Origin of the sequence: Salegentibacter salegens (assembly GCF_900142975.1) — a bacterium.
GTDB lineage: Bacteria > Bacteroidota > Bacteroidia > Flavobacteriales > Flavobacteriaceae > Salegentibacter > Salegentibacter salegens.
This window is the reverse complement of record NZ_LT670848.1, coordinates 462,769-477,334: the sequence shown is the minus strand read 5'-3', so window position 1 is coordinate 477,334 and position 14,566 is coordinate 462,769. Positions and strand designations below refer to the sequence as shown.

Annotated in this window: 5 protein-coding genes, 2 tRNA genes and 1 CRISPR repeat array; of the genes, 3 read left to right on the top strand and 4 right to left on the bottom strand. The window is 35.6% G+C overall.

The annotated features are described in order from the left end of the window. Positions 1 to 88: 88 nt before the first annotated feature. The 3 genes from cas9 to cas2 are packed head-to-tail and all read left to right on the top strand — an operon-like array spanning position 89 to position 5,725. Complete coding sequence (cas9, locus tag B5488_RS02075) at positions 89 to 4,444, top strand: type II CRISPR RNA-guided endonuclease Cas9 (protein ID WP_079733762.1); 4,356 nt, start codon at positions 89 to 91, stop codon at positions 4,442 to 4,444. After that, the gene (cas1, locus tag B5488_RS02070) at positions 4,441 to 5,337 is read left to right on the top strand and encodes a type II CRISPR-associated endonuclease Cas1 (protein ID WP_079733761.1); all 897 of its coding nucleotides are present in this window, start codon (positions 4,441 to 4,443) and stop codon (positions 5,335 to 5,337) included. Before cas9 ends, cas1 begins: the two co-directional genes overlap by 4 nt. A 43-nt stretch (positions 5,338 to 5,380) precedes the next feature. After that, on the top strand, positions 5,381 to 5,725 hold the full coding sequence (gene cas2 / locus B5488_RS02065; RefSeq protein ID WP_079733760.1) for a CRISPR-associated endonuclease Cas2: 345 nt from the start codon (positions 5,381 to 5,383) through the stop codon (positions 5,723 to 5,725). A gap of 108 nt (positions 5,726 to 5,833) precedes the next feature. Then, positions 5,834 to 10,428: a CRISPR direct-repeat array (repeat unit 46 nt; unit sequence CCTGTGAATCCTGATTAAAAATACAATTCTGAAAGCAATTCACAAC). Positions 10,429 to 10,507: 79 nt separating this feature from the next. Here cas2 and B5488_RS02060 read toward each other — a convergent pair. The 4 genes from B5488_RS02060 to mutS form a co-directional block, all read right to left on the bottom strand. Continuing rightward, positions 10,508 to 10,999: a hypothetical protein gene (locus B5488_RS02060; RefSeq protein WP_079733759.1), complete on the bottom strand. Its 492-nt coding sequence runs from the start codon at positions 10,997 to 10,999 to the stop codon at positions 10,508 to 10,510. Positions 11,000 to 11,420: 421 nt separating this feature from the next. Beyond that, a tRNA-Leu gene (locus B5488_RS02055) sits at positions 11,421 to 11,505 on the bottom strand. An 82-nt stretch (positions 11,506 to 11,587) separates the two neighbouring features. Next, positions 11,588 to 11,660, bottom strand: a tRNA-Gly gene (locus tag B5488_RS02050). Between the two features lie 266 nt (positions 11,661 to 11,926). Further along, the gene (gene mutS, locus B5488_RS02045; protein WP_079733758.1) at positions 11,927 to 14,518 is read right to left on the bottom strand and encodes a DNA mismatch repair protein MutS; all 2,592 of its coding nucleotides are present in this window, start codon (positions 14,516 to 14,518) and stop codon (positions 11,927 to 11,929) included. Positions 14,519 to 14,566: the final 48 nt, after the last annotated feature.

Genomic DNA, 14,566 nt, shown 5'->3' with positions numbered 1-14,566 from the left:
AGTATAAAACAAATATTTGAATTGTACAATGTGGATTTCCGTAAAGGGATAAAACTTGTATTAATTAACTTACCGAAAATCATAGTATATGAAACGTATTTTAGGACTGGATTTGGGTACAAATTCGATTGGATGGTCACTTATTGAGCAAGATTTTAATAAAAAAGAAGGGCAAATTCTGGGCATGGGTGCTCGAATAATTCCTATGAGTCAAGATATTCTTGGTAAGTTTGACAGTGGTAACTCTATTTCACAGACAGCTGAAAGAACTAGTTACCGTGGAATGCGAAGACTAAATGAACGATATTTATTACGTCGCCAACGCTTACATCGTGTTCTAAATATTCTGGGCTTCCTTCCAGATCACTATGCAGCATCCATTGATTTTCATAACAAATTAGGTCAGTTTCTTCCTGGGAAAGAAGTGAAGCTTAATTATATATTAAATGGTGGTCCGAAACATCATTTTATATTTCAGAATTCTTTTGATGAGATGGCAAAGGAATTTAAAATAAAACATCCTGACCTGAAAATCCCTTATGATTGGACTCTATATTATTTGCGCAAAAAAGCATTGAAAGATAAAATATCAAAAGAGGAGCTTGCTTGGTTAATTTTAAATTTTAATCAAAAACGTGGCTATTATCAGTTGCGTGGCGAGGAAGAAGAAATTAATAAAAACCAGGAATATGTTTCTCTAACGGTAAAAGAATTAGTTAATACTGGTGAAGCTGTAAAAGGAAAGTCACTTTACAAAGTTATTTTTGAAAACGGGTGGGAGTATGATCGCGAAATTACCAAAACAGAAGACTGGGAGAAGCAGGAGCGGGAATTTATTGTTACTACTAAAACTAATAAAGATGGCAGTCTTAAGCGTACATTTAAAAAAGTAGATTCTGAACAAGACTGGATTGCCATCAAAAAGAAAACAGAACAAAACATAGATGAAACTAACAAAACCGTAGGTGAATTCATTTATGAGACTCTGCTCAAAAAACCCAGTCAGAAAATACGAGGTAATTTGGTGAAAACCATTGACCGAAAATACTATAAAAATGAACTTATAAAAATCTTAGAAGTTCAAAAGAAATTTCATCCTGAATTAGAAAATAAAGATTTATATAAGAAATGCCTGAATGAGTTATATCCGCGAAATGAAGCTCATCAATCAAATATTAAGGAAAAGAATTTTACCTATTTATTTGTTGAAGATATTATTTTCTATCAACGCCCATTAAAAACCAAAAAATCTACTATTTCAAATTGCGCGTATGAGAAAAGGTATTTCAAAAAGGACGGAGAAATTCAAGAACAACCATTAAAGGGAATTCCCAAATCTAATCCATTTTATCAGGAATTTCGATTATGGCAGTTTATTCAAAACCTTAGAATTTATAAGAAAATTGCTTTAGATAAGAAAAAGGCAAAGATTGATGAAGACATTACAAGCCTTTTATTGCCTGACGCCGAGTCTATAGTCGAGTTATTTGATTTTTTGAATAATAGAAAAGAAATAGATCAAAACCAACTACTAAAATATTTTTCAGATTTAAGGTTAATTCCAAAACAAAAGAAAGATGCCCTCTCCTATCGATGGAATTATGTAGAGGACAAAAAATATCCCTGCAATACAACGCGAGCCGAGTTTTTGTCAAGATTAAAAAAAATTAAAGGCATACAAGAAAACTTTCTTGATAAAAAGACTGAAAAAGAATTATGGCATATTGTTTACTCGGTAAAAGACAAAAAAGATTTCGAAAAAGCTTTAGATACTTTTGCTAGAAAAAAACAAGTTTCAGAATCAGAATTTGTCGAAAATTTTAAGAAAATAGCTCCTTATTCAAATGATTACGGATCTTATTCAGAAAAAGCTATTAAAAAACTTTTACCGCTAATGCGGATGGGAAAATATTGGAATGAGGAATCTTTAAAACCTGAAATTAAGAACCGGATAAAGGATATTCAGGAACGATTAAGGGCTATTAATTTTAATAAAGATAAAATTGAGACGGTTGCCGATGATGCCTATAAAAAACAAGTATTAAAAAGCTTTGTCAAGTTTGAAAAGAAAGAAAATATTTTTGAAGGTTTAAATACTTATCAAGCCTGCTATGCAGTTTACGAGCGGCATTCGGAGGTTTCTGAAATAATCAATTGGCAGTCACCCTCAGACATCGAATTCTATTTAAACGAAACCTTTAAGCAACATCAACTTAAAAATCCGATTGTTGAGCAAGTGGTTCCTGAGACTTTAAGGGTTGTCCGGGATATTTGGAAATATTATGGTAATAGTAAACCGAATTTTTTCTCTGAAATCCATGTCGAATTAGGTCGAGAAATGAAAAATTCAGCTGAAAAAAGGCAACGATTAAGCAATCAAAATAACGAACGGGAGAATACAAACCTGCGTATAAAAGCGATTCTAGAAGAACTACAAGATGAAGGTGTTGAAGAAGTAAAACCTTATTCCCCAAATCAACAAGAAATTCTAAAATTATATGAGGAAGGTGTTTATTTTAACGCCAAATACGATCAGGTAGGTGAAGATGAAATTGAAGCGATAAGGAAAAAGAACTCGCCAACCAAGAAAGATATTTTACGCTATAAATTATGGTTAGAACAAGGGTATCGTTCACCATATACCGGAAATATAATTCCAATGAGTAAACTATTCACTACAGATTATCAAATTGAACACATTATTCCACAATCACGCTTCTTTGATGACTCTTTTAATAATAAAGTTATTTGCGAAAGTGCTATTAACCCCTACCCCTATAAGGATAACCAGACCGCATATGAGTTTATAAATAACAGCCGAGGATGTGTTGTGCCGGAATTAGGAATAAACGGCAAAGAATGTACAATTTTTACGGTGGAAGAATATGAAGCCCATTGCAAAAACTACTACAGCAAGAATCGAACAAAATTAAAATATCTGTTGAGCGAGGATATTCCAGAAGGTTTTATTACCAGGCAATTAAATGATAGCCGATATATAAGCAAATTCATAAAAGGTCTACTAAGCAATATTTTAAGAGAACCCAATGAAAGAGAAGCTACAGTAAAAAACCTAGTACCGGTAAATGGAGCTATAACCAGTCAACTTAAACAAGATTGGGGGCTAAACGATAAATGGAATGAAATTATCGCTCCGCGTTTCAAACGTATGAACGAAATTACAAAATCTAATGACTACGGCTATTGGGATAATAAAATTAATGCTTTTAGAACACAAGTTCCTAAGGATATTGAAACAGGCTTCAGCAAAAAACGCATAGATCACCGTCACCACGCCTTAGATGCCTTAGTAATTGCCTGTACAACTAAAGATCATATTAATTATATCACCTCAATTAACACCGAACGTAAGAATCACAGTTTAGTCAAAAAATTACGCAAAACTAAAGACATAGAATTAGGTGGTAAAAAACGCACTGTTGCAAAATCTTACAAACAGCCCTGGGAAGGTTTTACTATAGATGCCAAAAATGCTTTGGAAGAAATTGTGATTAGTTTTAAGAAGAATATCCGTGTAATAAATCGAACCAACAATAAAACCTGGCATTGGGAAAAGAAAGATGGGCAATGGAAAAAAGCTTTACAAATACAAAAGGGAAATAATTTTGCTGTTAGAAAACCACTTCACAAAGAAACTGTTTCCGGATTAATTGATATTCCCACTCCCAAAGGAAAAGTGGCTACTGCCACACGGACGAATATTTCAGATATAAAAAACCACAAACATATCGATAAAATTACTGATAAGAGCATACAAAAAATTCTAAGGAACCATGTCAAAAACCATCTAGATCAAAATGGGAAGGAAGATTTTGCAGAAGCATTCAGTCCTAAAGGAATTACTGATTTGAATCAAAATATAAAAGAATTAAACAAGGGTAAAAATCACCAACCCATTTATAAGGTAAGACAATATGAAGTAGGCAGTAAATTTAGTGTAGGAGAACGAAGTAATAAAACGGATAAGTATGTAGAAGCTGCAAAAGGAACAAATCTTTTCTTTGCGATATATTGGGACGATAAGAAGAAAAAGCGAAACTTTGAAACAATTCCCTTAAATGAAGTGGTAGAACACCAAAAACAATTGGCTCATATTCCAATTAAGGATAAACAGCCTATTCCTATTGATCATACCAAAGGAGAGTTTCTGTTTTATCTTTCACCGAATGATTTAATATATGTTCCCACCGAGGAAGATATGGTCTCAGGGGTAGTTCCTGAAAACTTCAAAAAAGAAAATATTTACAAAATAGTGAGTTTTACAAACAAAAGATTATATGGAATTCCTTTTTCAGTTGCGAAATCCATTACTAATAAATTAGAATTTAGCCAGTTAAATAAATTAGAATTTATTCAGGAAAAAAACTTGTGTTGGAAACTTCAGGTTGATCGTTTAGGGAATATTAAAAAGATCGTCAAATGATAAAACGCACCCTCTTTTTCGGCAATCCAGCCTATCTCAGTACAAAGAATGAGCAGTTAGTGGTTTCTTATCCGCTAGAAGAACTAGAGAGTAAGACTGTACCCATAGAAGATATCGGGATGTTAGTTTTAGAAAACTCACAAATCACCCTAACCAACGGACTAATTACTAAACTCATTCAAAATAAAGCGGCGGTAGTAAATTGCGATAAACAACACCTACCCTGCTCTATTTTACAACCCCTTGTTGGGCATACGGAACAAACCGAACGTTTTTCGGTTCAACTCAGCGCTAGTTTGCCTTTAAAGAAAAATTTATGGCAGCAAACCATTAGTGCTAAAATCAGCAACCAGGCGCAGCACCTTTTTCGCAGGAATAAAAACCATAAAAAACTGGCGCGTTGGGCGGGAGAGGTAAAAAGCGGCGATACTGAAAATCACGAAGCCATTGCAGCCGCCCATTATTGGCAGAACCTTTTTAGCATAGAAGGATTTACCAGATATCGGCACGGGGATCCTCCCAACAACCTTCTTAACTACGGCTATGCAATTCTTAGAGCAATTACTGCAAGAGCGCTAATTAGTTCCGGCTTACTGCCAGGTGTGGGAATCTTTCATCATAATAAATACAATGCCTTTGCCCTGGCCGATGATATTATGGAACCTTATCGTATTTATGTAGATGATCTGGTTTATGAAATGGTGGTTGCGGAAGAGAATATAGACGAGTTGACTACTGACCTGAAATCCCAACTTCTAAAAATTCCTGCCTTAGATGTTTTTATTGATGGAAAATGGAGTCCGCTAATGGTAGCCCTTAGTAGGACGACTAATTCACTTTACGAGTGTTTTGCTAATCTAAGCCGAAGGATTCTTTATCCAGTTTATCAATAATGATATTCGGTTTGGATAAAGTTGGAAATTCAATAGTAACTATATGGATGAAAAATTTTCACGCTTAAATCAGTATCGAAGTATGTGGGTATTAGTATTTTTTGATCTTCCAACGGAAACCAGGGTAGAACGAAAAGCAGCGACCCGTTTTAGAAAAGACCTCCTTGATGATGGTTTTGGAATGTTTCAGTTTTCTATTTATACCAGGTTTTGCGCCAGCCGAGAAAATGCTGATGTTCACACCAAACGAACCAAGAGAAATCTTCCAAAAAAAGGGAAAGTATGTATTATGCAAATAACAGATAAGCAGTTTGGCATGATTGAACTTTTTCACGGAAGAAAAGAAACCGCCCCAGAGGCACCTACCCAACAACTTGAACTTTTCTAGGATTTTAAATCTCCTAGTGAATGCAATCAAGACATCTCAAAACCTTCTTATTTTTTAATCCTAAGAGACACCTTAAAAAACAGGATACCAGCCTTTTATAGCGGGTATCCTGTGAATCCTGATTAAAAATACAATTCTGAAAGCAATTCACAACCAACTGTTAAAAGATGCAGGAACCCTTGAACCTGTGAATCCTGATTAAAAATACAATTCTGAAAGCAATTCACAACCCAGCGTGTATAAACATACCAGTTTAAAAACCTGTGAATCCTGATTAAAAATACAATTCTGAAAGCAATTCACAACCCCTTTCGCCTTCAGTTATAAAAACAATTCCTGTGAATCCTGATTAAAAATACAATTCTGAAAGCAATTCACAACTTTTTATTCCTGGGCTTCGTCGCCTGTAACCCTGTGAATCCTGATTAAAAATACAATTCTGAAAGCAATTCACAACTGGGAATCTTACAAGGTGTTGCGAATGGTTCCTGTGAATCCTGATTAAAAATACAATTCTGAAAGCAATTCACAACCTAGTGAAGGAAACGCACTTAATGTTAAATCCTGTGAATCCTGATTAAAAATACAATTCTGAAAGCAATTCACAACATGGCCGGCCAGGCTAAAATATCGCTGCTCCTGTGAATCCTGATTAAAAATACAATTCTGAAAGCAATTCACAACTAGAGTGTGGAAGCTAACTGGAAGGCAAGGCCTGTGAATCCTGATTAAAAATACAATTCTGAAAGCAATTCACAACCGCGAAGGCTCACAGGTTTTTAAAGTACGCCTGTGAATCCTGATTAAAAATACAATTCTGAAAGCAATTCACAACCGCGAAGGCTCACAGGTTTTTAAAGTACGACCTGTGAATCCTGATTAAAAATACAATTCTGAAAGCAATTCACAACTAGCTAAAAACGGTTATATATATTTTATTCCCTGTGAATCCTGATTAAAAATACAATTCTGAAAGCAATTCACAACTAATGAAGCCAATAAGAAACGCCAACGCTCCTGTGAATCCTGATTAAAAATACAATTCTGAAAGCAATTCACAACCGGTACTCCAGAATTCTATGATTTTATTGCCCTGTGAATCCTGATTAAAAATACAATTCTGAAAGCAATTCACAACTGATATCCTGGAAGAGCATTTTGCCGATATCCTGTGAATCCTGATTAAAAATACAATTCTGAAAGCAATTCACAACTAAAGTAGCAACATTAACCGCGCTACTCATCCTGTGAATCCTGATTAAAAATACAATTCTGAAAGCAATTCACAACCAGCATTCCAAACGCTCTCAAATCCGTAATCCTGTGAATCCTGATTAAAAATACAATTCTGAAAGCAATTCACAACTTTGAAAATGAACTCATCGAAATTAAAAAACCTGTGAATCCTGATTAAAAATACAATTCTGAAAGCAATTCACAACTAGGTTGGCATATTATAACTGTATTACTTTCCTGTGAATCCTGATTAAAAATACAATTCTGAAAGCAATTCACAACTAAGTCTAATAATGGATCAATATATCCGTTCCTGTGAATCCTGATTAAAAATACAATTCTGAAAGCAATTCACAACTAGGCTGTAACTGTCATAATTTCTAATTTTCCTGTGAATCCTGATTAAAAATACAATTCTGAAAGCAATTCACAACAAATCACTTGTTGATCCGTGGACAATGATCCTGTGAATCCTGATTAAAAATACAATTCTGAAAGCAATTCACAACTCTTAACGCGGTTTGTTGACGGTTCCCGTTCCTGTGAATCCTGATTAAAAATACAATTCTGAAAGCAATTCACAACAAGCAATATATGTTGACGCGGCGATTCCAACCTGTGAATCCTGATTAAAAATACAATTCTGAAAGCAATTCACAACTAAGGAACCACGATCGCAAAATCAAAAGACCTGTGAATCCTGATTAAAAATACAATTCTGAAAGCAATTCACAACTTGCTTACCGAGTTGGTTAAGCAAATGAAACCTGTGAATCCTGATTAAAAATACAATTCTGAAAGCAATTCACAACTGCGCCGGCTTCTATAGATATCCCGGTACACCTGTGAATCCTGATTAAAAATACAATTCTGAAAGCAATTCACAACCAGGTCTTTTAAGTTCCTATAAAACATTATCCTGTGAATCCTGATTAAAAATACAATTCTGAAAGCAATTCACAACCAATTTAACACACGCCCCAAAGCCACAGCTCCTGTGAATCCTGATTAAAAATACAATTCTGAAAGCAATTCACAACTGCGCTATGCTAAAAGCCTATAAAACAACACCTGTGAATCCTGATTAAAAATACAATTCTGAAAGCAATTCACAACCGGGGCCTTCGCTTTTAAGATCTCATTAAACCTGTGAATCCTGATTAAAAATACAATTCTGAAAGCAATTCACAACTGCTTTGATTTTGCTTCAATATTTGCTTTACCTGTGAATCCTGATTAAAAATACAATTCTGAAAGCAATTCACAACGGTGAGTTCATCAACCTGATCTTGAGTAAGCCTGTGAATCCTGATTAAAAATACAATTCTGAAAGCAATTCACAACTAGCTGCTAACAATGATATAGTAGCCGCACCCTGTGAATCCTGATTAAAAATACAATTCTGAAAGCAATTCACAACTACCAGGTTTAAAGCTGGTCTTTGTCTTTGCCTGTGAATCCTGATTAAAAATACAATTCTGAAAGCAATTCACAACCCTTTGACCTGGCTTTTATCATTACGCGGCCCTGTGAATCCTGATTAAAAATACAATTCTGAAAGCAATTCACAACTCTGGGAGTTTATGGATAAAACCACGTTCACCTGTGAATCCTGATTAAAAATACAATTCTGAAAGCAATTCACAACCTGGTCGCCTGGTTTAGTAAAACCCAGGCCCTGTGAATCCTGATTAAAAATACAATTCTGAAAGCAATTCACAACCCGTCTCCCTCAGGAGTTTCAGCGTGAATACCTGTGAATCCTGATTAAAAATACAATTCTGAAAGCAATTCACAACTCAATATCCTTTAAAGGAATAAGTATAACGCCTGTGAATCCTGATTAAAAATACAATTCTGAAAGCAATTCACAACTGGTAATCAAATCACTTCAATTCCTCAAGCCTGTGAATCCTGATTAAAAATACAATTCTGAAAGCAATTCACAACCACATTGGTGATCTGGAACTGCCCGAAGACCTGTGAATCCTGATTAAAAATACAATTCTGAAAGCAATTCACAACGATGAGGTCGTTATGGTTTTGGACCAATCTCCTGTGAATCCTGATTAAAAATACAATTCTGAAAGCAATTCACAACGATATTACCCTTATTACTGTTTTTTATCATCCTGTGAATCCTGATTAAAAATACAATTCTGAAAGCAATTCACAACGAAACCTGCCACTCTGAAATACATAGGAATCCTGTGAATCCTGATTAAAAATACAATTCTGAAAGCAATTCACAACGGTAAAGACCCCGATAATAACCGAAAACTCCTGTGAATCCTGATTAAAAATACAATTCTGAAAGCAATTCACAACTGTATATTTGTAGAGAACAAAAAACGCATACCTGTGAATCCTGATTAAAAATACAATTCTGAAAGCAATTCACAACATCATTACGAGGGCAAACCGTTATTTGATTCCTGTGAATCCTGATTAAAAATACAATTCTGAAAGCAATTCACAACGTTCTTTTAATGAGAATTTCCTAAGGTTCTCCTGTGAATCCTGATTAAAAATACAATTCTGAAAGCAATTCACAACAATATCGGAAAGGCGTAAATACAACAACTTCCTGTGAATCCTGATTAAAAATACAATTCTGAAAGCAATTCACAACGCTTGGTTATTCAATGGCGAGGGTCACGATCCTGTGAATCCTGATTAAAAATACAATTCTGAAAGCAATTCACAACCTGTATTGACAATAGACTACGCCATTGATTCCTGTGAATCCTGATTAAAAATACAATTCTGAAAGCAATTCACAACGCAATGACGTATATGTTTTTGGTCAGAATGCCTGTGAATCCTGATTAAAAATACAATTCTGAAAGCAATTCACAACGGAAGGCGCAAAATACATTATAGAAGATATCCTGTGAATCCTGATTAAAAATACAATTCTGAAAGCAATTCACAACGTGATTTTACAACCTGTTCACCCGTACAGACCTGTGAATCCTGATTAAAAATACAATTCTGAAAGCAATTCACAACAGGATGGGTTTCATATCCTCATCACCCAGGCCTGTGAATCCTGATTAAAAATACAATTCTGAAAGCAATTCACAACCTGTCGCTGCTTGTCGATGTATTAAACCCACCTGTGAATCCTGATTAAAAATACAATTCTGAAAGCAATTCACAACGGATGGATCCTTCGTCTTTATCTTTGGTTGCCTGTGAATCCTGATTAAAAATACAATTCTGAAAGCAATTCACAACAGCACGGCTATTGAAGAACGCCTGGGGATCCCTGTGAATCCTGATTAAAAATACAATTCTGAAAGCAATTCACAACCAACTCGATGAAGGGCAAAGAAACCGAGTTCCTGTGAATCCTGATTAAAAATACAATTCTGAAAGCAATTCACAACCGTTGGCATTATCGTTTAGGTCAATTAGCCCTGTGAATCCTGATTAAAAATACAATTCTGAAAGCAATTCACAACTAAAAATACTACAAAGGATTATTTACCATCATGTGAATCAGAATAAAAATAAATTCCATAGCGATATTTATAGTTCCATTTATATACGTTTTTTAAGCTCAGTTATAGCTATTTCGCGTTCTCGAGCTCTTCCTACTCGAAGTGCGTCTACCAAGGCTAATAATTCATGAAGATCATTATCTTTTAAAACAGCTTCGGGAGCTGAAGAATATAAAGGTATTATACTTTGTCCTCTCAACGTTCCTGTACCAGATGGCCAAACATAATTTTCACTACTTTTTATTTGATCCCTTAAAGGAGCGGCTGAGTGCGAAGTTGGAATACCACGTACTACCGGTCCCGGTTTTTGTGGAAAAACATATTTTAATCCGAATTGCAAAAAATCAATGAAAGCCAGTTTCATTACTTTTTTTCCTTTAGGATCTAATAGACCTGAATATTTAGAACGGGCTACCGATTCACTCACTTCAGATTGACTCATTCCTAAAGCCTCGGCTACATTTTTTTGTTTCCAAGTAACATCATCAATACTAATAATCTTTAGCAGCAATAGTATATCCTGAGGTTTCATATGTGTATTCAATCCTTTCGTAACGTATATTGCATATCGCGATATGCAATATAAAGATTAAAAACTAATAATATCATCATTTTAAAATTGCTTTTATCGATCGCTATACTCGAAAAAATAATAAGTATTTTAAAATTTAGCATTTATAAAATAGCTGAACAAGAAATCATAATATTTGATGCTATTTTGCAATATTTGTTGTTATATGATGTTATTTAATGTTATTTGTGAGTTTTTGTTAGTAGAAATATTAAAGCAATTTATGTTAGACTGATTCATTAACAAGATCGGAAAAATCTTACAGGATAAAGTTAAAATAGTGAATCTGATATTTTTTAACATTCTGCGTACAATTTAGCGTACAAATTAAATCTCAAAAACAAAAAAGCCTTGAAAATCAGATGATTAACAAGGCTTTAAGTACTCGGGACGGGACTTGAACCCGTACGGACACATTGTCCATTGGATTTTAAGTCCAACGTGTCTACCAATTCCACCACCCGAGCGTGGTAATATTATACATAAACGAAAAACAGCCCCATTTCTTCTGGAGAACCTGCGACTCGAAAGAGTTTTTCGATCATTCTGAGCGAAAAACGGGATTCGAACCCGCGACCTCCACCTTGGCAAGGTGGCGCTCTACCAACTGAGCTATTTTCGCGTGTTTAAAAGAACTTCCACGTTTAACGTGGCTGCAATAGCGTATTGCGGATGCAAATTTAATATAAATCTTATAATGTCAAAGCCTTTTTTCAAAAAATAAAAGAAATCTTAAATAAAAAATTATTCCAGTAAATCCTTTATAAAACCCGTACTAGATAACTACCTGTTTACCAACTAGTATAACAAATTGCTAGTAAAAATTATTAGCTTCACTACTTTCATAAAGTCAAAACTGAGAACCGACAACCCATAACAGAAAACAGCCTAAGCTTTCGCTTTAGCCTTTTCCTTACCAACTAAGGTTCTTTTAATCTCATTCAATTTCATTAATGCTTCTACGGGCGTTAGGGTATCAATATCTATAAGTAACAACTCTTCTTTCAATTCCTGCAGAATAGGGTCATCAAGGTTAAAGAAACTAAGCTGCATTTCTTCTTCCGCCGATCTCTTTAAAAGCTCCCCGGAATCTTGCATTTTGTGTGATTTTTCAAGTTTTTTAAGGATCTTATTAGCGCGATGCAATACCTGTTGTGGCATTCCAGCCATTTTGGCCACGTGAATCCCAAAGCTATGCTCGCTGCCTCCCGGCACCAGTTTCCGAAGAAAAAGGACATTATCTTTTAATTCTTTTACTGAAACATTAAAGTTCTTGATCCGCTCAAAAGTATCACACATCTCATTGAGTTCGTGGTAATGGGTAGCGAAAAGGGTTTTAGGTTTAGCGGGATGTTCATGCAAATACTCGCTTATGGCCCAGGCAATGGAAATCCCATCATAGGTGCTGGTTCCACGCCCAATTTCGTCTAGAAGCACCAAACTCCGGTCAGAAATATTATTAAGAATACTCGCGGTTTCGTTCATCTCTACCATAAAAGTAGACTCGCCCATAGAAATATTATCGCTGGCGCCAACGCGAGTAAAAATCTTATCTACCAAACCTATATTTGCGGCTTTTGCCGGCACAAAACTTCCCATTTGAGCCATTAAAACAATAAGCGCGGTTTGCCTTAAAATAGCCGACTTACCACTCATATTTGGCCCGGTAATCATAATTACCTGTTGGTTTTCCCGATCTAATGTGACATTGTTGGTAACGTAAGATTCCCCTATTGGAAGTTGCTTTTCAATAACCGGGTGCCTCCCCTCTTCTATATTTAGGTCGTGGTGTTCTTCAATATCAGGCTTGCAGTAATTTTCGGATTTTGCTTGCTGTGCAAAAGAACACAAACAATCTAATTGCGCGATAAGTTGCGCGTTTTGCTGTACCGGTTGAATATAATCGTTCATCCAAATTACCAACTTGACAAAAAGTTGTTGCTCCAGGTGCAAAATCTTTTCCTCGGCCCCTAAAATCTTTGCTTCATATTCCTTTAATTCTTCGGTAATATAACGCTCGGCATTTACCAGGGTTTGCTTTCTAATCCAGGTATCGGGGACTTTATCTTTATGCGTGTTACGTACTTCTATATAATAACCATAAACATTGTTACTGCCAATTTTAAGCGACGAAATTCCGGTAATTTGAGTTTCGCGCTTCAGCATATTATCCAGGTAATCTTTACCGGAAAATGCTATTTTTCTAAGATCATCCAGTTCTTCCGAAAAACCTTCAGCAATACAATTTCCTTTTAAAATATTTACCGGTGCGTCTTCGTGCAAACTTTCGGTTATTTTGCCCCGTAGCACTTCGCAGGAATGCAAATTATCGCCAATAATTTTAATGGCTTCATTTTTACTTTTTAGCGCGAGTTCTTTTATAGGAATTATAGCCTGTAACGAATGATTAAGCTGAAGTACCTCCCGTGGCGTTACTTTTCCTGTAGCGACTTTAGAAATAAGCCGTTCCAGGTCGCTTATTTTTTTAATATTTTGCTGAATTTCAGCTAAAACTGAAGGATTTTCCAATAAAAAACCTACCACTTCGTGACGCTTCCTAACTTTATCGGCATTCTTTAAAGGCAGCGCAAGCCATCGTTTTAAAAGCCTTCCACCCATTGGGGAAATGGTTTTATCAATCACATCCAACAAGGTCACCGCATTTGCTGCGTTAGAGTGATATAATTCCAAATTCCTGATCGTAAACCTGTCCATCCACACATATTCCTCTTCCGCAATGCGATTTATTGCGGTTATATGCTGAAGTTTTCGATGCTGGGTTTCGGCCAGATAATGTAAAATCGCACCCGAAGCAATAATCCCTTCTTCCAAATGCTCTATGCCAAAACCTTTTAAAGATTTTGTTTGAAAATGTTCGTTTAAGGTTTCGTAAGCGAAATCTTGTTTAAACACCCAGTCTTCCTGGTAGAACGTATGGAAATCTTCGCCAAAAATTTGCTTAAAATCCTTCTTATTTTTCTTCGGAATTAAGACCTCACTCGGACTAAAATTCTGAAGTAACTTATCTATATATTCTGAATTTCCCTGCGCCGTAAGAAACTCCCCGGTAGAAACATCTAAAAACGAAACGCCAAAGATTTTCTTCCCAAAGTGAATAGCACACAAAAAATTATTCGATTTGCTATGAAGCACCTCATCGCTTAAAGCCACACCCGGAGTCACCAGTTCGGTAACGCCGCGTTTTACGATGGTTTTGGTCATTTTAGGGTCTTCCAGCTGATCGCAAATAGCCACCCGCTCCCCTGCCTTTACTAATTTTGGCAAATAGGTATTTAAAGAATGATGTGGAAATCCTGCCAGCTCGGTGCGCTCGCTTCCATTATTTCTATTGGTGCAAATAATATTAAGAATTCTGGCCGTTTTTACTGCATCTTCCCCAAAGGTCTCATAGAAATCGCCCACGCGAAACAACAGCAAAGCATCAGGATATTTCACCTTGATGGCATTGTATTGCTTCATTAACGGGGTAACTTTAGGGGATTTCTTGGCTGTCAAAATTTTAATTTT

What these genes read in the sequence shown, in the direction of transcription:
- cas1 (WP_079733761.1), top strand. Translation starts at nt 4,441, where the DNA reads ATGATAAAACGCACCCTCTTTTTCGGCAATCCAGCCTATCTCAGTACA.
- mutS (WP_079733758.1), bottom strand. Translation starts at nt 14,518, where the DNA reads ATGAAGCAATACAATGCCATCAAGGTGAAATATCCTGATGCTTTGCTG.
- cas2 (WP_079733760.1), top strand. Translation starts at nt 5,381, where the DNA reads ATGGATGAAAAATTTTCACGCTTAAATCAGTATCGAAGTATGTGGGTA.
- B5488_RS02060 (WP_079733759.1), bottom strand. Translation starts at nt 10,999, where the DNA reads ATGAAACCTCAGGATATACTATTGCTGCTAAAGATTATTAGTATTGAT.
- cas9 (WP_079733762.1), top strand. Translation starts at nt 89, where the DNA reads ATGAAACGTATTTTAGGACTGGATTTGGGTACAAATTCGATTGGATGG.